Annotated in this window: 18 protein-coding genes and 1 other RNA gene; 8 read left to right on the top strand and 11 right to left on the bottom strand. The window is 58.3% G+C overall.

What is annotated here, in order from left to right; genetic code table 11:
* Positions 1–282 precede the first annotated feature (282 nt).
* The 3 genes from AC27VJ_RS14110 to AC27VJ_RS14100 are packed head-to-tail and all read right to left on the bottom strand — an operon-like array spanning position 283 to position 2971.
* Positions 283–1107, bottom strand: a complete 825-nt coding sequence (locus AC27VJ_RS14110; protein WP_113090064.1) for a TIGR00282 family metallophosphoesterase — start codon at positions 1105–1107, stop codon at positions 283–285.
* Entirely contained in the window at positions 1104–1709 is a 606-nt protein-coding gene (locus tag AC27VJ_RS14105) for a 5-formyltetrahydrofolate cyclo-ligase (protein ID WP_488684558.1), read from the bottom strand. Before AC27VJ_RS14105 ends, AC27VJ_RS14110 begins: the two co-directional genes overlap by 4 nt.
* Positions 1709–2971 (bottom strand): hemolysin family protein, encoded by a 1263-nt coding sequence (locus tag AC27VJ_RS14100; protein WP_162727928.1) that lies wholly within the window; start codon positions 2969–2971, stop codon positions 1709–1711. Before AC27VJ_RS14100 ends, AC27VJ_RS14105 begins: the two co-directional genes overlap by 1 nt.
* Positions 2972–3264: 293 nt before the next feature.
* Here AC27VJ_RS14100 and AC27VJ_RS14095 point away from each other — a divergent pair, with 293 nt between their 5' ends.
* Positions 3265–4155 carry a hypothetical protein gene (locus tag AC27VJ_RS14095; RefSeq protein ID WP_488684557.1) on the top strand — a complete coding sequence of 297 codons (891 nt, stop codon included), beginning with the start codon at positions 3265–3267 and terminating at the stop codon, positions 4153–4155.
* 34 nt (positions 4156–4189) lie between these two features.
* Here AC27VJ_RS14095 and ssrS read toward each other — a convergent pair.
* The 3 genes from ssrS to AC27VJ_RS14080 form a co-directional block, all read right to left on the bottom strand.
* Positions 4190–4348: non-coding RNA, 6S RNA (gene ssrS / locus AC27VJ_RS14090), on the bottom strand.
* Positions 4349–4474: 126 nt separating this feature from the next.
* The gene (locus AC27VJ_RS14085) at positions 4475–4852 is read right to left on the bottom strand and encodes a cell division protein ZapA (protein WP_488684556.1); all 378 of its coding nucleotides are present in this window, start codon (positions 4850–4852) and stop codon (positions 4475–4477) included.
* Positions 4853–4864: 12 nt separating this feature from the next.
* On the bottom strand, positions 4865–5137 hold the full coding sequence (locus AC27VJ_RS14080) for a DUF4164 domain-containing protein (protein ID WP_062584532.1): 273 nt from the start codon (positions 5135–5137) through the stop codon (positions 4865–4867).
* Between the two features lie 324 nt (positions 5138–5461).
* On the opposite strand from AC27VJ_RS14080, the gene tkt reads away from it, so the two are divergent.
* Positions 5462–7444 carry a transketolase gene (gene tkt / locus AC27VJ_RS14075; RefSeq protein WP_488684555.1) on the top strand — a complete coding sequence of 661 codons (1983 nt, stop codon included), beginning with the start codon at positions 5462–5464 and terminating at the stop codon, positions 7442–7444.
* A 94-nt stretch (positions 7445–7538) separates the two neighbouring features.
* Complete coding sequence (gap, locus tag AC27VJ_RS14070) at positions 7539–8549, top strand: type I glyceraldehyde-3-phosphate dehydrogenase (protein ID WP_488684554.1); 1011 nt, start codon at positions 7539–7541, stop codon at positions 8547–8549.
* An 80-nt stretch (positions 8550–8629) separates the two neighbouring features.
* On the opposite strand, the gene AC27VJ_RS14065 is transcribed toward gap, so the two are convergent.
* Together AC27VJ_RS14065 and AC27VJ_RS14060 are read right to left on the bottom strand one after the other, a co-directional pair.
* Positions 8630–8956 carry a HigA family addiction module antitoxin gene (locus AC27VJ_RS14065; RefSeq protein WP_488684553.1) on the bottom strand — a complete coding sequence of 109 codons (327 nt, stop codon included), beginning with the start codon at positions 8954–8956 and terminating at the stop codon, positions 8630–8632.
* Between the two features lie 9 nt (positions 8957–8965).
* The gene (locus tag AC27VJ_RS14060; protein ID WP_045228457.1) at positions 8966–9256 is read right to left on the bottom strand and encodes a type II toxin-antitoxin system RelE/ParE family toxin; all 291 of its coding nucleotides are present in this window, start codon (positions 9254–9256) and stop codon (positions 8966–8968) included.
* A 326-nt stretch (positions 9257–9582) separates the two neighbouring features.
* Between AC27VJ_RS14060 and AC27VJ_RS14055 the strand changes: the two genes are divergently transcribed.
* Both AC27VJ_RS14055 and AC27VJ_RS14050 read left to right on the top strand, forming a co-directional pair.
* On the top strand, positions 9583–11457 hold the full coding sequence (locus tag AC27VJ_RS14055; protein WP_488684552.1) for a potassium/proton antiporter: 1875 nt from the start codon (positions 9583–9585) through the stop codon (positions 11455–11457).
* A gap of 74 nt (positions 11458–11531) precedes the next feature.
* Positions 11532–12734, top strand: a complete 1203-nt coding sequence (locus AC27VJ_RS14050; RefSeq protein WP_488684551.1) for a phosphoglycerate kinase — start codon at positions 11532–11534, stop codon at positions 12732–12734.
* 11 nt (positions 12735–12745) lie between these two features.
* On the opposite strand, the gene AC27VJ_RS14045 is transcribed toward AC27VJ_RS14050, so the two are convergent.
* Positions 12746–13039, bottom strand: a complete 294-nt coding sequence (locus AC27VJ_RS14045) for an addiction module antidote protein (RefSeq protein WP_062452080.1) — start codon at positions 13037–13039, stop codon at positions 12746–12748.
* A complete protein-coding gene (locus AC27VJ_RS14040; RefSeq protein WP_488684550.1) occupies positions 13032–13337 on the bottom strand; it encodes a type II toxin-antitoxin system RelE/ParE family toxin in 306 nt (101 codons plus the stop codon). The genes AC27VJ_RS14045 and AC27VJ_RS14040 overlap by 8 nt, the downstream gene beginning before the upstream one ends.
* A 195-nt stretch (positions 13338–13532) precedes the next feature.
* Here AC27VJ_RS14040 and AC27VJ_RS14035 point away from each other — a divergent pair, with 195 nt between their 5' ends.
* Positions 13533–14558 carry a class I fructose-bisphosphate aldolase gene (locus AC27VJ_RS14035; protein ID WP_488684549.1) on the top strand — a complete coding sequence of 342 codons (1026 nt, stop codon included), beginning with the start codon at positions 13533–13535 and terminating at the stop codon, positions 14556–14558.
* 2193 nt (positions 14559–16751) lie between these two features.
* Positions 16752–18398: an FAD-binding dehydrogenase gene (locus AC27VJ_RS14030; RefSeq protein ID WP_488684548.1), complete on the top strand. Its 1647-nt coding sequence runs from the start codon at positions 16752–16754 to the stop codon at positions 18396–18398.
* On the opposite strand, the gene AC27VJ_RS14025 is transcribed toward AC27VJ_RS14030, so the two are convergent.
* The gene (locus AC27VJ_RS14025; protein WP_488684547.1) at positions 18395–20203 is read right to left on the bottom strand and encodes an ABC transporter transmembrane domain-containing protein; all 1809 of its coding nucleotides are present in this window, start codon (positions 20201–20203) and stop codon (positions 18395–18397) included. The two genes, AC27VJ_RS14030 and AC27VJ_RS14025, sit on opposite strands and share 4 nt — an antisense overlap.
* A 256-nt stretch (positions 20204–20459) precedes the next feature.
* On the opposite strand from AC27VJ_RS14025, the gene rpmE reads away from it, so the two are divergent.
* Positions 20460–20681, top strand: coding sequence for a 50S ribosomal protein L31 (gene rpmE, locus AC27VJ_RS14020; protein ID WP_488684546.1), 222 nt, complete (start codon positions 20460–20462; stop codon positions 20679–20681).
* The last annotated feature ends 280 nt before the right edge of the window (positions 20682–20961 follow it).

Below are 20961 nucleotides of genomic sequence, written 5' to 3'. Positions count from 1 at the left end.
AGGGTGGTGGATCGTCCAGACGCAAGAGGTGGATGGCGCTCACAATGTCGTCATTGCGTTTTTAGATATTGAGGTTTTTGGGTGTGGCTTACCCCCCTCTGCCCTGCCGGGCATCTCCCCCTCAGGTGGGGAGATCGACTCGCGGCGACCTCCCACCCACTTCAGATGTCGAAAATGAAGCGATGTCGGAGCGCCCAGCCGATCTCCCCCCTTGAGGGGGAGATGTCCGGCAGGACAGAGGGGGGTAAACCCCACCCGCCGCCATCTAACTAACAACACGCATCAAACCCAAAACGCCGGAACCGTCTCCGCCAACCTCGGCCCAATCCGCAACGGCGCGATCTTCTCCGCCAACCCGGTACGATCCGATATCTCTACACCAACGCCGCAAATCGTCGCCGGACCGCTCGCCGCTTCGAAACGGCCCTTCGGCATCTTGGAAATAAACCGGTTGATCGGTTCTTCCTTTTCCATGCCGAGCGAGGAATCGTAATCGCCGCACATGCCGGCATCGGACATATAGGCCGTGCCGCCATTCAGGATTTGCGCATCCGCCGTCGGCACATGGGTGTGGGTTCCCACCACGAAGCTGGCGCGGCCATCGACGAAATGGCCGAAGCACTGTTTCTCGCTTGTCGCTTCGGCATGAAAATCGAACACGATCGCATCGGCCTGCTCACCCAGTGGGCAGGCACCCAGAATGCTTTCCGCCGAGCTGAAGGGATCGTCCAGTTCCGGGTGCATGAAGACGCGGCCCATGATGTTGGCAACCAGAATGCGCGCGCCATTGCGGCCATAAAACAGGCCGGAGCCCTTGCCGGGCGTACCTTTGGGGTAATTGGCAGGCCGCAGAAACTGGTCGTGCCGTTCGCAGAAGGAAACGGCCTCTTTCTGGTCCCAGACATGGTTGCCGGTCGTCACCACATCGGCACCGGCATTGATCGTCTCGAGATAGATCTCTTCGGTGATGCCGAAGCCGCCAGCGGCGTTCTCGCCATTGACGATGACGAAGTCCAGCTTGAGATCGGAGATCAGCCCCGGAAGACGCTCCCACACCGCCGTGCGGCCCGTCTTGCCAACCATATCCCCGAGAAACAGTAATCTCATTCCGCCGTCCTGCCCGCCATCTTGTCATTGAAATACCGCATACCGCTCTCGGTCAGAACGGCATCCAGCGCCACATCGTGCGGCTCCGCGGGCACTGATGGCACTTCCTGGCAGTCGAATGCAATGCCGATGAGGGTTGTATCAAGACCTTTTGCATGGAGTTTGGCGATTGCGCGGTCATAATGGCCCGCTCCATAGCCAATCCGGTGGCCTTTGGCATCGAATGCAGAGAGCGGTACAAGCAGAATATCAGGGTCCAGCACAGCGGCACCTTCATTAGGCCCCGTCGTGCCGAAGCCGGTTTTGACCAGTGGTACATCCTTGGCAAATTCACGAAACACAATGGTCTCGCGGTCGAGAATGACCGGCAGGCACAGGCGCGCACCGATGTCGCGCAGCGCCTCCATCAAGGGCCGCAGATCGGCCTCCGAGCGAATGGGCACAAAACCGGAGACTATTTTTCCCGCAACAGACGTCAGCGCGTCTGCACCCTTGGCGGCGATACTGAGACTTTTCTCACCCCGTTCCTCAACGGAAAGAGCGTCCCGCAGGGCGAGACGCTCGATACGAAGTTGGGCTTTGCTGAGGTCGCCCGGCGTCATCAAGCCGCCCGGCTGACCAGCACCTTGTCGATCCGGTGCCCATCAAGGTCGATGACTTCGAAGCGCCAGCCATTGCGGGTGACGTGTTCGCCAAGCTCCGGCAAACGACGGAACTCATCCAGCACCAGACCGGCCACGGTTTCGAATTCGGCATCGTCGGAAATCTGGAAACCCATGCGGTCGGCAAATTCGTCGGCGGGCATCCACCCGGCCACGAGGAAGCTGCCATCCTCACGCTCCACCATCGCTGGCTCTTCGCCATCATCTTCCTGAAACGCGCCGGTAATGGCTTCCAGAACGTCGCCGGAACTGATGATGCCTTCGAAGTGGCCGTACTCGTCGTAGACCAGAACCATATGCACCGTGGAACGGCGCAATGACTGGATGACGTCAACGGCGCTGGTCAGATCGGAAACAACCGGCACTTCACGCAGAAGCTCACGGACATTCAACTCCTTGCCGGAGGCCAGCGCATCGAAGGCGTCCTTGGCGAAAAGCACGCCGAGAATTTCATCGGAAGCACCATTGCGCACCGGCAGGCGCGAACGCTGGGTGCCACGAAGCTGCTCACGGATTTCTTCCGCCGTATCTTCAATATCCACCACTTCCACGTCGCGACGCGGTGTCATCAGGCCGCGCGCATTGCGGTCTGCAAGGCGCATGACGCTGGTGATCATGGCGGATTCCTCCGTCTCGATCACGCCAGCACTGTGCGCTTCGGCCAGAACCGTGCGAATTTCATCATCCGTCACAGACGCGTTGGACTCACCGCTATGGCCGAGGATGGCCAGAACGAGCTTGCCCGAACGATCCAGCAGCCAGACGATGGGCGCACCGATCTTGGACAGCATCACCATGGCAGGCGACACCCGCACGGCAACCTTTTCAGGGTCGCGCAACGCGATCTGCTTTGGCACAAGCTCACCGACGATCAGCGACAGGTAGGTGATGGCGACAACCACGACGCCGACGCCGATGGCATCGGCAGCGCGGTCCGGCACGCCCTGTTCCAGAAGCCAGGCGGTGAAACGGGCACCCAGCGTGGCACCGGAAAACGCGCCGGAGAGAACGCCGACCAGCGTGATACCGATCTGCACGGTGGAGAGAAAGCGTCCGGGGTTTTCGGAAAGAGTGAGCGCCATGGTGGCGCCTCTGCTGCCTTGAGCGGCAAGCACTTTAAGCCTCGCCGGTCTGGAGGAGACAACGGCAAGTTCGGACATGGCAAGCACACCGTTGAGTACGGTGAGCAGAACCACGATCATAATTTCAGTAAACAAGTTTAGCTCTTTTTGGGCTGTTGAACGGCATGTCGCGGCTGCAACCACAATCGCTATAGTTGAGAGCGGGAGCGGACATACCAACACGGATAATAGGGAATTGTTCCACCAATGCAATGACTACTCGTCTAAAAACTTCTCAGTTGGATGCGCACGCTTCAATCACGACTTAAGTCGATACCAAAGCAAAGCAAGCTCATACCTAAACTAGAAGATAGCCCAACCATTAGAGAATCGTGTAGTCTCGCACTATTCAAATGAAAATTCCGCGGGAACATATGTCAGCGAATTCACTTACCAACGAGAATGATCACGACATAATATGGTATGAAGAAGAAATCGCCATTCGGGGATGTAACCTTGCTCTTTCTCAAGTTAGGTTAGCCTACCGTGAACTTACAACCCTTATAAAAAAAGACGGTAAAGATATAATATCTGGGCTTACAAAGCCTGAAGATATGGACGACGCTGAATTTCAGGAGCGTAATGCTTTCTTAGCTGACGATGCATTCAGACTAACGATATCAATAATTGGCTTTGATGGCCAAACGGTTTATGGGGAAACAGAGGATGTTTTTGATACAAAGAATCTGCCTATCCCGATTAGGACAATATACTTCACTAACATAAACGCATTCAGACGGCACGCGAGTGGAAATCAACCGGAAAACCGATTTTCGGTTTGGCTCAACTTCGACAAACCACCGCTCTTCGACACAAACAATGTCGTTTCCGAGCCAACACCAAATGCAAGCAAATTACAAATAACGGCTAAAGATGTTGTATTTTTTCGCGCCGTACAAAACATAGCCGCAACTAAGCTTAATTCAAAAAAACTATGGTATTCATTTATACACGCAAAGTTTGTGTACGATATCGCTCTATGGTTTTTGGCTTTGCCATATGGTTTATACTGGATAAGCATTTATACGGAAAAGTTATTCCCAGAAGGCAGTGGAAAAATATCGCTTAAAATAGCGTTTTTTCTGTACACTGTAGGGATGTACATGTTCGCTTACAGGACACTTTTTTGGTACATCAAGTGGGCGTTTCCAGTAAACATACTTGATGAAAATAAAGACAAAGCTACCGCACACAGGGTCTTCCTCGGAACAATCCTGGTAAGCTTGATACTTGCCGCCATTAATGCCGCTGTTGGGCTGGCATAAAAGGCAGGCGTGCAATGGCAACTAAATCTAAAAAGTGCGATCCGCGGCAACCGATGGAGGTTTACGATCCTGGGTGCCTACAAACGTAGGTGGGCGCCATATGTCCAAGCCCACGGGCCTGGCCAGGGACAGCTCCCTTTGGATCGAGTATGGCCCCAGGGATTGTGGTTCCTGTCGAGAAGCGCAGAACGCACTTCGTATATAGGGTGGTTCTGTGAATTGCGGAAGGGGGGCGAAGGCGAGAATGTTGCGCCCAAGCGGCTGTCACAAAACTATCCAGATGTTTTGTGACACGACAGGCGAAACACGGCTGACGCCGTCAGTTCACAACCGGCTTCGGTCGCGCCACCAGCTTTTCGGTAATCCCGTTCAGTCGCGCAGAAAGATCGGAAATCGCGTCCACCAGCAATTCCTCGGTCTTGGCCTTGCTTTCGGCCATTCCATCGCGGTTGTGCTGCAAGGATGCGACCTGGCTTTCCAGTGCTTCGATCTTGCGGGAGAGCTCCGACATTTCGTCGGTGATCATGATGCCCGCCATGACAGTCAGGCGCAGGTCGCCGATTTCGCCGAACTGGCTTTTCAGATGGCCGACATATTGGTCGAAACGGCTGGCGAGATCGGTCAGATGCACCTCCTGCCCCGCTTCGCAGGCCATACGATAGGCCTTGCCATCGATCATCACTGTCACTTGAGCCATGAATTACAGTCCTTATCGATCCAGCACGGCGCGGATGGTTTCCATCGCGGTTACGAGGCGGCGGGAAACCTCGCGGTTGACTTCTTCGAGGCGGTTGGCGCGGAATTGCGACTGGTCAAGCTCCTGCGCCAGCCGTGCACGGTCCACATGCACACGCTTCACTTCGCTTTCGACCTCGCCATTTTCCCGCTGGCGCTCGATCCGCATATCGATCGCGTTCTCAAGACTGTTGATGGCGGAGCTGAGCTCCGACAAAGCGACTTGTATGGTTTTTTCCGCCGTCATCGTTTCTTCCAAACCGCATGAGCCAAGCCGAATCGTTATTGCTTGGTGTCAATCAGGGCCGTGCCACGATATTACCCGTTTCACAGCCACGTCAATCAAACCAATACATTCAAGCACTTTGCGCTGTGGATGAATGCAGCACCGGAACGGCGCCAAGATGGCCGTCGCCTAAATATTGCCGGAATACGAAACGATTTTTGTTGCCGATCGAACCGCAAACCGGCCCGGATTTATTGACTCACCCGTCCTACCTGCTATGGATCAACCCGCTTTTTGGATAGTCATAATGGCTATCTCCTATCACCCGGAACAGACGGAAAAGCCATGATTTCTCGCGATAAACACGACCGGATGGCCAATGCGATCCGATTTCTTGCCATGGATGCAGTGGAGAAGGCCAATTCCGGCCACCCAGGCCTGCCTATGGGTGCAGCGGATGTGGCCACGGTTCTCTTTACACGTTACCTGAAATTCGATCCCAAGGCATGGCAGTGGCCAGATCGCGACCGCTTCGTGCTGTCCGCCGGTCATGGCTCCATGCTGCTTTATTCGCTCCTCTACCTCACCGGTTATGAGGACATGACGATCGACGAAATCAAGCGTTTCCGTCAGCTCGGTTCCAAGACCGCCGGTCACCCGGAATATGGTCATGCCACCGGCATCGAAACCACCACTGGCCCGCTTGGTCAGGGCATTGCCAATGCCGTGGGCATGGCGATTGCCGAGCGCAAGCTGGAAGAAGAATTCGGCTCCGATCTGCAGAGCCACTTTACCTATGTGCTGTGCGGCGACGGTTGCCTCATGGAGGGCATAAGCCACGAAGCCATTGCGCTGGCTGGCCACCTGAAGCTCAACAAGCTGGTTCTCTTCTGGGACAACAACAACATCACCATCGATGGTGAAGTTGGCCTGTCCGATTCGACCGATCAGGTTGCCCGTTTCAAGGCCGTTCACTGGAACACCATCGAAGTTGACGGTCATGATCCGGAAGCGATTGCAAGCGCCATCGAAGCCGCGCAGACATCCGACCGCCCGACCTTCATCGCCTGCAAGACCACCATCGGTTTCGGCGCGCCAAACAAGGCCGGTACGCACAAGGTTCATGGTTCTCCGCTCGGCGCTGAAGAAATCGCCGCGACCCGCAAGGCCCTGAACTGGGAAGCCGACGCTTTCGTAGTACCGGAAGATGTGCTCGACGCATGGCGTCTGGCAGGTCTTCGCTCCACCAAGACCCGTCAGGAATGGGAAGCCCGCCTCGACGCAACCGATGCCGACAAGAAGGCCGAGTTCAAGCGCCGCTTTGCTGGTGACTTGACCGGCAACTTCGACAGCTCCATCGATGCCTTCAAGAAGAAGGTTGCCGCTGACAACCCAACAGTTGCCACCCGTAAGGCTTCAGAAGACGCGCTTGAAGTCATCAACGGCGTGCTGGCCGAAACAGTCGGCGGCTCTGCCGACCTGACGCCTTCAAACAACACCAAGACCAGCCAGATGAAGTCGATCACGCCGACCGATTTCTCGGGCCGTTACCTGCATTACGGCATTCGCGAACACGGCATGGCAGCTGCCATGAACGGTATTGCGCTGCATGGCGGTCTTATTCCTTACGCTGGCGGCTTCATGATCTTCTCGGATTATTGCCGTCCGTCCATCCGCCTTGCCGCTCTCATGGGCATCCGCGTCGTTCATGTTCTGACGCATGATTCCATCGGCGTCGGCGAAGACGGCCCGACCCACCAGCCGGTGGAGCAGGTTGCAGCGCTTCGCGCCATTCCGAACCTTCTGGTCTTCCGCCCTGCGGACGAAACGGAAACCGCGGAATCCTGGCAGATCGCCCTGCATGAAAAGCACCGCCCGTCGGCGCTGGCGCTCACCCGCCAGAACCTGGCACCGGCCCGCAAGGAATATGAGGAAAAGAACCTCGTATCCTACGGCGCTTACGAGCTGGTTTCGGCAAGCGATGCCAAGGTCTCGATCTTCGCCTCCGGTTCGGAAGTCGAAATCGCGCTGAAGGCCGCCGCCGACCTCAAGGTCAAGGGCATCTCCACCCGCGTTGTTTCCGTTCCCTGCTTCGAACTCTTCAAGGAGCAGCCAGAGACGTACCGCAAAGCCATCATCGGCAATTCGCCGGTCAAGATCGGCGTTGAAGCTGCCATCCGTCAGGGTTGGGATTACTTCATCGGCAATGACGGCGCCTTTGTCGGCATGCATTCCTTCGGCGCATCTGCCCCGGCCAAGGATCTCTACAAGCATTTTGGTATCACGGCGGAAGCCGTCGTTGCCGCCGCAGAAGCGAAGCTCGGCTGACGAATTCTTCAATCTGGTGCGGCGGAACCGATCTCGCCGCGCCAGACCGTCACCATTCCAATCACGTTCGAAAATATTGATAGGGAGTATGTAAATGACTGTGAAAGTTGCCATTAACGGTTTTGGCCGTATCGGCCGTAACGTCCTTCGCGCCATTGTGGAATCCGGCCGCACCGACATCGAAGTCGTTGCCATCAACGACCTCGGCCCGGTTGAAACCAATGCTCACCTGCTGCGCTACGACAGCATCCACGGCAAGTTCCCGGCAGACGTGAAGGTCGAAGGCGACACGATCATCGTTGCTGGCGGCAAGCCGATCAAGGTTACAGCCGTGCGCGATCCAGCCCAGCTGCCGCACAAGGAACTCGGCGTCGATATCGCTCTGGAATGCACGGGCATCTTTACCGCCCGCGACAAGGCAGCGGCGCATCTGACCGCTGGCGCAAAGCGCGTCATCATCTCGGCTCCGGCTGAAGGTGCTGATCTCACGGTCGTCTTCGGCGTCAACGACGACCAGCTGACGAGCGAACACCTCGTCATCTCCAACGCGTCCTGCACCACCAACTGCCTGGTGCCTGTCGTCAAGGTTCTGGATGATGCAGTCGGCATCGACCACGGCTTCATGACCACGATCCACTCCTACACGGGCGACCAGCCGACGCTGGACACCATGCACAAGGACCTGTACCGCGCCCGCGCCGCAGCGCTGTCCATGATCCCGACCTCGACCGGCGCTGCCAAGGCTGTCGGCCTCGTGCTGCCGCACCTCAAGGGCAAGCTCGACGGCACCTCGATCCGCGTTCCAACACCAAACGTGTCGGTCGTCGACTTCAAGTTCGTGGCCAAGAAGGCAACCAGCGTCGAAGAAATCAACGAAGCCATCAAGTCTGCTTCCAACGGCAAGCTGAAGGGCATCCTTGGCTACACCGACGAGCCGCTGGTAAGCCGTGACTTCAACCACGACAGCCACTCCTCGATCTTCGCAACGGACCAGACGAAGGTCATGGAAGGCAATTTCGTGCGTATCCTCACCTGGTACGACAACGAATGGGGCTTCTCCAACCGCATGTCCGACACGGCAGTAGCACTGGCCAAGACCATCTGATTGTTCGCAGAGAGCGAATAAGCGAAACCCGGCTGGAGCGATCCTGCCGGGTTTTGTGTTTTGTGGCTTTCAAGATCACTTCAATGCGGCGAGACGATTGATTGCGTGCCCTGAAACGGCGCGACGTTGATCTCACCTTCCCGCTTACGCGCCTGCGCAATATCGAAACTGTTCTGCATCCTCATCAGTGTGTCCATGGACACACCAAAGGCTTTCTCGATTCTCAACGCCATCTCCGAGGAGAGATGCGAGCGTTCATTCAGCAGAGCCGACAAGGCCGCTCTCGTGACGCCGAGAACCTGCGCCGCAGCCGTCACCGAAAGGCCTAGCGGTTCGATGATCTCACTTTTGATGAAACCGCCGGGGTGAGCGGGGTTTTTCAGACGGATGCCTTGCATCGCATTCATAGCCACCTCCTAGTGGTAATCTTCATAGTCCAGATCGACAATCTCGATTTCCGCTTGATCGATCCGCAGTGTAATCCGCCAGTTCTTGGTGACGAACAGGCTCCAAGTGCCTTTACGATCACCGGTCAGCTGATGCGCCTTCCAGCTCGGCACCGTGCGCAATTCATCTTCGCGTTCCATATCCTGCAGAAAGGAAACGATGCGGAGCAATTTAGGCACCACGGCGGCTTGCAAGCCGGACGCGTCATCGTCCTCAATCAAACGGCGCAAACCCTTATGGATCACGTTTCGGATTTTCATGGGTTAGAACTACCCAACAGAGCGAAAAGTGTCAAGCTACGCTATACACTCGATGCCCAGCTTACGTAACGTCAAATCGATGGGCAAAAGCGTCATTTTCCTTCCCGCTCGCCTTGCTCTGGTCCATTTTGATACGGAAAAATCCAACCTAGGGATTCGGTCGCGCTCTATTGCGCATCGTGCCCTGCCGTATCATTCGATACACCTCGCCTTGCCCTGTCTGCTGCGCGAAACCCCTGCGCGGTGGCCGTCCAAAACGTGGCGCATTGACTGCTGACGTGCGGGAGCATGTGTGCCACGCGGCCTTTCATGAAAAGGACGTGTGCGTGGAATCGTTTTATTTATTGCTGCTGGTCGCCACCGTCCTCGTTCTCGTTGCCGCTTTTTCCAGTCTCATTGCCTACCGCTTCGGCGCTCCGCTGTTGCTGCTCTTCCTGATGATCGGCCTTGCCGCTGGCACGGATGGGCTGGGCATCCATTTCAGCAACAATCCGCTCGCCTATATGCTGGGTTCGCTGGTGCTGGCCGTCATCCTGTTCGATAGCGGCTTCGGCACCTCCATCCAGTCCTTCAAACTGTCTGCCGGGCCGTCCATTTCGCTTGCCACTGTTGGCGTGGTGCTGACCTCGGTGTTTTTCGCCGGTGCCGCAGCCCTGCTGCTCGGCTTTTCATGGCTGGAAGGCCTGCTGCTCGGCTCCATCGTCGCCTCGACAGATGCGGCGGCGGTGTTCTTCCTGCTGCGCATCGGCGGCATCCATATTCGCGATCAGGTCCGCTCCACGCTGGAAGTCGAATCCGGCACCAATGATCCGATGGCGATCTTCCTCACCGTGGCCTTGGTGGAAATCGTGTCGAAAGGTCAGGGGCTAGCGGGTATCGATGCCAGCTTCCTGCTGCTCTTCATCCAAGAAATGGGCCTCGGCGTCATCTTCGGCGTCTTGGGCGGCCTGATGATCGTCAATGTCGTCAACCGTTTTCAGGTGGATCGCGGGCTGGTGCCGATTCTCGTTCTGGCGCTGGCGCTGCTGGTCTTTTCCTTCACCGGCGCGCTACATGGCAGCGGTTTCCTTGCCGTCTACGTCGCGGGCATCGTGGCGGGCAATCGCAAGATTTTCGCCAAGGGTGCCATCCGCCGTTTCCACGAGGGCATGACGTGGCTCGCCCAGATCATCATGTTCCTGATGCTTGGCCTTCTCGCCACGCCTTCGCAATTCCCTGCCATCATCGTGCCTGCGGTGCTGCTGGCGCTGTTTCTCATCTTCATCGCAAGGCCGCTCGCCGTCTGGCTCAGCCTCATGCCGTTCAACTATACCCAGCAGGAAACCACCTTCGTCGCATGGGTCGGCCTGCGCGGTGCTGTTTCCATTCTGCTGGCCATCCTTCCAGCTCTCGGAGGGCTTGAGGGCGCTGAAACCTATTTCAACGCCGCCTTCATCATCGTGCTGGTGTCATTGCTGCTGCAAGGCTGGACCATCAAGCCCGTCGCTACTCGCCTTGGCCTCATCGTGCCGCCGCGCATGGGCGATGTGGACAAGCTGGAGGTAGACCTGCCCGGCACCGCCAACCACGAACTCATCTCCTACCGCGTCGCCAAAGGCAGCGCCGTGCTTCAGGGCGAGCGCATTCCCCGCTGGGCCATGCCTTCGCTGGTGGTGCGCGATGGCAAATCCATCCGCTATCAATATGCCGGTCGCCTGCGCGAAAACGATCTGGTCTATCTCTTCGTCATGCCCAGCTATGCCCGCCTGCTGGACCGGCTGTTTGCCAGCGCCAAACCGGTCACCAAGGATGACGAGGACATTTTCGGCACCTTCGCCATTTCGCCCCAAGGCCCGGCAAAGGAACTCGATGCGTCCTACGGCCCCGGCCTGCTGTCGCAGCAGGAACTGTCGATGACAGTCGGAGAACTCATCCAGAACAGGTTCGGTGGAAAAGCGGAATATGCCGACCGCGTCCGCCTCGGCTCGCTCATCCTCATCGTCCGTGACCTCGATGAAAACCACGCAATATCCAGCGTGGGCATTTCGCTGGAGCCGGTGGAGCCAGCCATGGCGCTGCCCGTCTTCATCAGCCTCAAGGAAATCGTCCATCGCACCCGCAACCATTTCGCCCAAAAACGGCGGGCGCGCAGAGCCGCTGCCGCCGGTAGCAAGATACCGGCTTCGGCAGACGCCACCGGTCACGCAGAAAATGATCACTGAGCGACTTGCACCGCCGGTCAGGCATAGTATGGTCGCGCCCCAAGTCATTCCGTTCAACGTTACAGGATCGATACATGCCCGCCTTCAAGACCCTCGATCACCTCACCGACATCACCGGAAAGCGCGTTCTCGTCCGCGTCGATCTCAACGTGCCGGTTGCTGACGGCAAGGTCACAGACAAGACCCGCATCGAGCGCGTCGCTCCGACCATTCTCGAACTGTCGAAAAAGGGCGCAAAAGTCATTCTGCTGGCCCATTTCGGTCGCCCGAAGGGTGAGCCGGTCGCCGATATGTCGCTCTCCCTCATCACATCAGCCGTTGAAGAGGTGCTTGGCAACTCCATCCATTTCGCTGCGGAAGCCATCGGCGCACCGGCGGCCGATGCGGTCGCCAAGATGCAGAACGGCGATGTCCTGCTTCTGGAAAACACCCGCTTCCACAAGGGCGAAGAAAAGAACGATGCCGCCTTCGTGGCCGAACTGGCAAAGAACGGCGATATCTACGTCAACGACGCCTTCTCCGCCGCCCACCGCGCCCACGCCTCCACGGAAGGCCTCGCCCGACACCTGCCTGCCTATGCAGGTCGCACCATGCAGGCTGAGCTTGAAGCGCTGGAAAAGGGCCTCGGCGCACCCGCCCGCCCGGTCGTTGCCATCGTCGGCGGCGCAAAGGTATCGAGCAAGATCGATCTGCTGATGAACCTCGTCAAGAAAGTCGATGCTCTCGTCATCGGTGGCGGCATGGCCAACACCTTCCTGGCCGCACGCGGCACCCATGTCGGCAAATCGCTCTGCGAACATGATCTGGCCGAAACCGCCAAGCAGATCATGATCGAAGCTGCGACCGCAGGCTGCGCCATCGTGCTGCCGGAAGACGGCGTCGTCGCCCGCGAGTTCAAAGCCAATGCCGAAAACCATGTCGTTGACATCAACGAAATTCCCGAAGACGCGATGGTTCTGGATGTCGGCCCCAAATCCGTCGAAGCCATCAAGGGCTGGATTTCCCGCGCCGAAACGCTGGTCTGGAACGGCCCCCTCGGCGCCTTCGAAATCGCCCCCTTCGACAAGGCAACCGTCGCCGCCGCCCAGCACGCTGCCGAATGCACCAAGTCCGGCAAGCTCGTCTCCGTCGCCGGTGGTGGCGATACGGTGGCAGCCCTCAACCACGCCGGCGTTGCAGATGACTTCACCTACATCTCCACCGCAGGCGGTGCCTTCCTGGAATGGATGGAAGGCAAGGTTCTTCCAGGTGTAGCGATCCTCAACGAACAGAAGTAATCGCTCAAAAATTACTGTGCCGAATGCGCCTTGGCGGTCATATCGACGCCAAGCGCACGCATGACAGCCAGCGTTGTCTTGAGCGTCGGGTTTCCCCGTTCGCTGAAGGACCGATAAAGCTGTTCACGCGACAGCCCGGTCTTGCGGGATATTTCAGTCATACCCTTGGCGCGTGCTACTACGCCTAGGGCTTTGGCAACATAGGCCGCATCGCCGGTTTCAAAGGCATCGGCCATGAAAGCGGCAATTTCTTCATCATCCACCAGTGCGGCGGCCGGGTCATAAGTGGAAAGCTTTTCACTCATCATCTAAACTCCATTCCTTGGCAAGTTTCTTGGCAGCAGCAATGTCGCGGGCCTGAGATCCCTTGTCTCCACCACAGAGCAAGACGATCAGGAGATTTCCGCGCTGCTGAAAATACACGCGATATCCCGGCCCATGGTGAATTCGTAATTCACTGACGCCCTCACCAACTGGCTCAACATCACCGGGCAACCCTGCCGCCAGCCGCATCAATCGCGCCGCGATGAGGGTTCTGGCACGCTTGTCCCTGATCCGGGATTGCCATCTAGCGAATACGGTCGTCTGCCTTAGCTCGATCATGAATGATTTGTAGTATAAAAACTACAAACATACAATCCTGTTGCAGAAGGCCATTTCGCATTTAAATTTTTTTAAAAATTTCCTAAAGTTTCAAACGATTGAAATCATTTCAATCGTTTCAATGAGTTAGCGTGCCATTTTCTCGCCTTGGAACTTCTGGTACCCAAAAATCATTATGCCAAGGGAGATTGAAAAATGACTGAGCGTCTTGAAGATATCGCATTGAAAATGGTTGCCGATGGCAAGGGTCTTCTGGCTGCGGATGAATCCACCGGCACGATAAAAAAGCGTTTTGACACCATCAATCTGGAATCGACGGAGACAAGCCGTCGTGATTATCGCGAAATGCTGTTCCGCACAGACGAAGCGATGACGAAGTGCATTTCCGGCGTCATTCTGTATGAAGAAACCCTGTTCCAGAAGGCTGCCGATGGCACGCCCTTCGTGGATATCATCAAGGCTGCAGGCTCCATTCCTGGCATTAAGGTGGACACGGGCGCAAAGCCACAGGCTTTCTTCCCCGGCGAAACCGTCACCGAAGGTCTCGATGGCCTCGCTGAGCGCCTGAAGAAATATTACGATGCCGGTGCGCGTTTCGCCAAGTGGCGTGGTGTCATCAATATCGGTGATGGCCTGCCCACATGGGGCTCCATCAAGGCGGATTCGCAGGCGCTGGCCCGCTACGCCGCCCTCTGCCAGCATGCAGGCATCGTGCCCATCGTTGAGCCTGAAGTGTTGATGGATGGCGAGCCCGGCACGCACAACATCGATCGCTGTGCCGAAGTGACCGAATGGGTTCTGCGCACCGTCTTCACCGATCTTTACGATGCCCGCGTCAACCTTGAAGGCATGATCCTGAAGCCGAACATGGTCATCGATGGCAAGAATGCCCGCAAGGCATCGGTTGCCGAAGTGGCCGAAAAAACCGTCAAGGTTCTCAAGGCCACCGTGCCATCCGCCGTTCCCGGCATCGCCTTCCTCTCCGGCGGCCAGTCCTCGGAAGAAGCCACCGCCCACCTCTCCGCCATGAACAGCGGCTACGACCTGCCGTGGCCCCTCACCTATTCCTATGGCCGCGCTTTGCAGGAAGCCGCTCTCAATGCGTGGGGTGGCAAGCCTGAAAACGTCGCCGCCGGCCAACGCGCCTTCCGCCACCGCGCCGAGATGAACACGCTTGCCGCACTCGGCAACTGGAAGCAGGAACTGGAGAAGGCCGCTTAAGCCAAGCGCTTCAACGACCGTCTTATGAGACCGCTCGCAACCCCGTTGCGGGCGGTTTTCTTTTCAAGCTTATGCCATGCGGCAACTGCCTTCAGGGCGCGCATTGCAGCATGAGGTCAGAGCCAGCCGCTCACCCCCCTCTGTCCTGCCGGACATCTCCCCCTCAGGTGGGGAGATTGGCAAGAGGCACGCTCCTCGCTCCAATCGTAGCCGTCAGAGTGATGGCAACCGGCAGAATCTGCTTCCCCCGTCCACAACGCTCAAGATGGCCAGCAAGCTCACCCCCAGCCAATCTCCCCACCTGAGGGGGAGATGCCCGGCAGGGCAGAGGGGGGTGAACCCCACCCAAAAACCTAAAATAATAAAAACATCGAAACCAAATCAACACCTTACCCAAAATCCGCTACCTCCGCAAAAAAATCCGCAAAATTTCATTCACAGCCTCCAGACCTCAACGACAATGGCCCCGTTCCGCCCTCGGATACACCGCAAGGCGTTGCGGCGAGGCGGGACCGGCGCTGATGGGTGAGAGGCTACGCAACCTCTTGACCATCGGGGTTGAGCAGCAATCCCCCCGGCGGCAACGGGAGGAGCGTGACACGGTTTCGGACCGGCCAGTGTCATTCTCCCGATGCCCGATCTGAGCGCCGGGTGTACCGACAGCTCATCGTCCTCTGGTCGAACGCGACCATGGGGTGAGAGGCGAAAGTCAGGCGGTACACAGGAACACGCTGCATCTGCCCCGTACCGTTGTGAAACGGCGCGGACGGATCACAAGGCGTTTGCCGCAGCCATTGTGGATGCGGCAAGCCCTTGCGAAAAACGGATCGATCCTCCCGCCCCTTGGATTATCGGCGCGGAAGCAAATCGAAGGCAGGTGTGGCCGAACTGGCAGGGTGCGTCTTCCGCAAGGAAGCAGCACCACCCGGATGGGAAGGGTCGGACCTTGAAAAATGTCCGACCGGTTCTCCGGCAAGGTATCGCCTTCGCCATCCGGTTTCTGCCAGCCGTGGCAAGTGGATTGCTGTTTGGCCAAAAAAGCCGAACGGGGCGCTGCGAGGTGCCATTTATAGACTACCCAACGAGGCAGCTTACAGCGCCCCGTCCGACATACCCATGGCCGTTGATGGTGATGGGACCTGAGAGTAAAGCATACCACGGGCAGATGCTGCCGCGTGAACGGCGAATCTTGGGCACGAGCAGGCCGGGTTTTTTGACAGGATTGGATTTTGGAGGTTGTGGCTGGATGCTTCGAGGCTTTGTCCTTCGGCCAAAGCACCTCAGCATGAGGGCGGTGGGTGTGGCGGGCCGCCTTTTGAGAGGGCGGAGTGAGTGGTTGGATGCGCAGCACAACGCAGCAAACCTCATCCTGAGGTGCGGAGGCGTAGCCGGAGCCTCGAAGGACGGGGGTTGCGGGCTTGGGGCAGTGCGGGCTTGTGGCAGAGTATGCGGCGGATGCTTCGAGGCTTTGCCCTTCGGTCAAAGCACCTCAGCATGAGGGCGGCGGGTGTGGCGGGCCTCCTTTTGAGAGGGCGGAGTGAGTGGTTGGACGCGGCAGGCGGGGCACAACGGAGCAACCCTCATCCTGAGGTGCGCAGGCGCAGCCGGAGCCTCGAAGGACGAGGGTTGCGGGCTTGCGGCAGTGCGGGCTCAGGGCAGAATGCGCAGCAGATGCTTCGAGGCTTTGTCCTTCGGCCAAAGCACCTCAGCATGAGGGCGGCGGGTGTGGCGGGCCGCCTTTTGATAGTGCAGAGTAATAGGCTGGAGGCTACAGGCGGGGTGCGACAACAGCAACCCTCATCCATCATCCTGAGCCTGTCGAAGGAGAGGTGCGCAGGCGCAGCCGGAGCCTCGAAGGGCGAGGGTTGCGGGCTCGGAGCAGTGCGTGCCCGGGGCAGAGTATGCAGCGGATGCTTCGAGGCTTTGCCCTTCGGCCAAAGCACCTCAGCATGAGGGCGGTGGGTGTGGCCGGCCTCCGTTGACACGCAGAGCAAGCCCGCCCCCCTCTGCCCGGAGAGAGATGCCCGGCAGGGCGGAACGGGCTAACCACCCTTCCCAGTTGGCATCATCCAAAAGCAACTCCCCGCCCCTCTCCAAAAGCCAAACCACCCCCTCCACCCACATTCCCACCCACACCCGTTGCAACCCATTGACGTTTGCGTAAAAGTAATCCGAATCCACCGGGAGGGGTTGATGGAGAGATTTGACGTTATTGTCGTAGGTGCGGGGCTTGCCGGACTGGTGGCGGCGACGGAGGCTGCGGAGCGGGGGTTGAGGGTTTGCGTCCTTGATCAGGAGGGAGAGCAGAACCTTGGGGGGCAGGCTTTCTGGTCTCTGGGTGGGCTGTTTTTCATCGATAGTCCCGAACAACGCTTCATGCGCATTCGTGACAGTCTCGATCTCGCCCGTCAGGACTGGCTGGGCTCCGCCGGTTTTGACCGCTCTGAAGATCATTGGCCGCGCCGGTGGGCCGAAGCCTATCTTGAGTTTGCGGCGGGTGAAAAGCGGGCATGGCTGCATGGGCTTGGCATGCGCTGGTTCCCCGTCGTTGGATGGGCGGAGCGCGGCGGCGCGCATGCCCATGGTCACGGCAATTCCGTGCCGCGTTTTCATGTCACATGGGGAACCGGACCGGGCGTTCTGGACCCCTTCGTCAAAAAAGCCAGAGCCTATGCAGAGAGCGAGCGGATCACCTTCAAATTCCGCCATCAGGTCGATGCCCTAGAAACCGCAGATGGCGCTATTACCGGCGTGTCCGGCACATTGCTGGAAACCGATTCTGTTCAACGTGGGGAGCAAAGCAGCCGGGCTGTTGCGGGAGAATTTCGATACGAGGCGGCCGCCGTCATCGTCACCTCTGGCGGCATCGGTGGTAATCATGATCTGGTACGCCAGAACTGGCCGGTGGAGCGGCTGGGCCAGCCGCCTGCGGATATGGTTTGCGGCGTGCCAGCCCATGTGGATGGCCGGATGATTGGCATTACTGAAGCAGCGGGTGGCTCCGTCATCAACCGGGACCGTATGTGGCATTACACCGAGGGCGTGAAGAACTACGATCCGATCTGGCCAAACCATGGCATCCGTATTTTGCCCGGCCCGTCATCCTTCTGGTGCGATGCCAATGGCGAGAGACTACCGGCGCCTGCCATGCCGGGTTTCGATACGCTCGGTACGCTGAAAATCCTGCGGGAGAGAAATAGCGATTACAGCTGGTTTATTCTGACCAAGGCGATCATCAAGAAGGAATTTGCGCTTTCCGGCTCGGAGCAGAACCCGGATCTGACCGACAAGAACATTCGCCTGCTGCTGAAACGTCTGGGCAAGGAGCCGCCGGGGCCGGTAAAGGCCTTCATGGAGCGCGGCGAGGATTTCGCCGTGCGCGATACGCTGGAAGAACTGGTGCAGGCGATGAATGCAATCACCGGCGAGGAGCGGTTGGACGTCTCCCACATCCGTACGCAGATCGAAGCGCGGGATCGAGAGCTTGCCAATGGCTTCAGCAAGGATGCGCAGATCACGGCCATCAGAGGCGCGCGCAATTATCTCGGCGACAAGCTGATGCGCACGGCCAAGCCGCATCGCCTGCTGGACCCCGCCGCCGGGCCGCTGATTGCCGTGCGGCTGCACATCCTCACCCGCAAGACGCTGGGCGGTCTGCATACCGACCTCAACGGGCGGGTGCTGGATGGTAGCGGCGCGCCGGTGCCAGGGCTTTACGCGGCGGGCGAAGTTGCCGGTTTTGGCGGTGGCGGCATGCACGGTTACAACGCACTGGAAGGCACGTTTCTTGGTGGATGCCTGTTTTCCGGACGGGTTGCGGGCCGCAGCGTCGGTGCTTAGCTGGTCTTCACCAGTGGCACCACGTCATCGCTGCCCGTTTCGAATTGCAGGCGGGCGAGCTTGGCGTAGAGGCCTCCCTGCCGCGACAGGCTCTGGTGCGTGCCTTCCTCGATGATGCGGCCTTCATCCATGACCAGAATACGGTCGGCCTTCAGCACGGTGGCGAGACGGTGGGCAATGACGATGGTGGTGCGTTTGCTGATCAGCTGATCCAGCGCCTTTTGCACCAGCGTTTCGCTTTCGGCATCCAAGGCCGACGTTGCTTCATCCAGCAACAGAATCGGCGCATCGCGAAGAATGGCGCGGGCAATGGCGATGCGTTGGCGCTGGCCGCCGGAAAGGGTAACGCCGCGTTCACCGACAACGGTGTCATAGCCATCATAAAGTCTGGAGATGAAGCCATCGGCCTGCGCGGCTAAGGCAGCGGCGCGGACCTCATCTCGGGTCGCGCCGGGCTTGCCGAAGGCGATGTTATCGTGAATTGAGGAAGCGAAAATCGCCACATCCTGCGGCACGATGGCAAGCCGCGAGCGCAGCTCTTCCAGCGTGACCGAGCGGATATCAGTGCCATCGACGGTGATGCGTCCGGCTTGCGGATCGTAAAAGCGCATCAGCAGCGAAAAGACCGTGCTCTTGCCCGCACCCGATGGGCCGACGATGGCAACGGTTTCGCCCGCTGCGACCTTGAAGGACAGGTCCGAAATGATCGGCTTGTGGTCGCCTTGCGGGTAATGGAAGGCAACCGTCTCGAAGCTTGCCTCGCCGCGGGCTGGCACGGGCAGCGAAAGCGGTGTCGCCGGATTTTCGACCGGGGATTTTTCGTTCAGCAGTTCAGACAGGCGTTCTGCCGCGCCACCCGCTTGCGAAAGCTCGCCCCAGACTTCCGACAACTGGCCAAGCGAGCTGGCGGCGATGACGGAATAAAGAACGAACTGGCTGAGCGTACCGGCGGAAATCGTGCCGACCAGCACGCTATGGGCGCCATACCACAGAACGGCCACAACGCTGCCGAAGACGAAGCTGATGGCGACGGCGGTCAGAACCGCGCGGGCGCTGATGGCGGCGCGAGCGCCGTGATAGGCCTTTTCCACCGCCTCATTATAGCGGGCATTGGCCAGCGTTTCGGCGTTAAAAGACTGGATGGTGCGGCTGGCGGAAATGGTCTCTGCCGCAAAGGCAGCGGATGCGGCCAGCGTATCCTGCGTGGTTCTCGAGCGGGAACGGACGGAGCGGCCAAAGGCAATGAGCGGGAAGACGATGAGCGGAATGGCCAGCAGCGCAAGGCCGGAAAGGCTGGGGCTGGTATAGACCATCATCGCTACGCCGCCGAGACAGAGCAGAATGTTGCGCAGGGCGACAGATGCGGATGAACCGAAGGCCGAGCGGATCTGCACCGTGTCGGCTGTCAGGCGCGATGTCAGTTCGCCGGAATGGTTGACGTCGAAAAAGGCCTGCGACAGAGACGTCAGATGCGCGAAAACGTCGCGGCGAAGATCGGCAACGACCCGCTCACCGATTGTCATGACGTAGTAATAGCGCATGGCGCTGGCCAGTGCGAGAACGACGGCGATGGCCAGAAGCACGGCGAAATAGCTGTTGATCATCGCGCCATCGGCGCCTTCGAAACCATGGTCGATAATGCGGCGAACGGCCAGCGGCAAAGCAAGGGTGGTCGCGGACGAGAGAACGAGGGCAAACAGCGCGGCTGCGACCAGCCCGCGATAGCGCTTCAGATAGGGAAAGAGGCTGGCCAGCGGCTTTGGCGTCTTGCGGCCTGCCGATTTCTGTTCCTGAATGTCTGCCACGTTCTACTCCTGCATTTGCCAGCATAAGGCCGGGTTTTCGCCAGCCTGCGGCAATCTCAAATGTGTCATGTCAGATGTGTGACCAACTATGGGCCCAAGCATCGGCAGGCACTTGTTATCTCGGCGACCTTCATGTATAGGCTCCGCATCGAATTGGGAAGCCATGGCCAAATGGTCTAGAGCTTCATTATTGAATTGGCTCAGTTGACGCAATTGCGGCAAATGGTCCGCATGTCACTAAAGCAGGAAGATTGTCATGAAGGCTGAAATTCATCCCGACTATCACGTGATCAAAGTGGTCATGACTGATGGCACAGAATACGAAACACGCTCCACCTGGGGCTCCGAGGGTCAGACCATGAACCTCGAAATCGACCCTAAGTCGCACCCAGCATGGACTGGTGGCAACCAGCAGCTCATGGACCGCGGCGGCCGCGTTTCCAAGTTCAACAAGCGTTTCGGCGGCCTCGGCCTCTAATCCTGTTGATACTGTTGAATACAAAAACCCTGGAGCAATCCGGGGTTTTTTGTTGTTTGGGTGTCTGACGTTGGTGGGTGTGGCTGACCCCCCTCTGCCCTGCCGGGCATCTCCCCCACAAGGAGGGAGATCGAATCGTGGCCATGTCTCACCTATCTTAAACGTTGCAGATGAGGCGAGCGGGAGCGCCCAGCCAATCTCCCCACCTGTGGGGGAGATGTCCGGCAGGACAGAGGGGGGTAGCCACCAGCGATGTCGCCAAATTCTTTTGCAAAGCAAA

This window comes from Agrobacterium sp. 20P9.1.2, from assembly GCF_057799395.1.
Note: the sequence above shows the minus strand (reverse complement) of the source record. Positions and strands in the feature narration are given on the sequence as shown.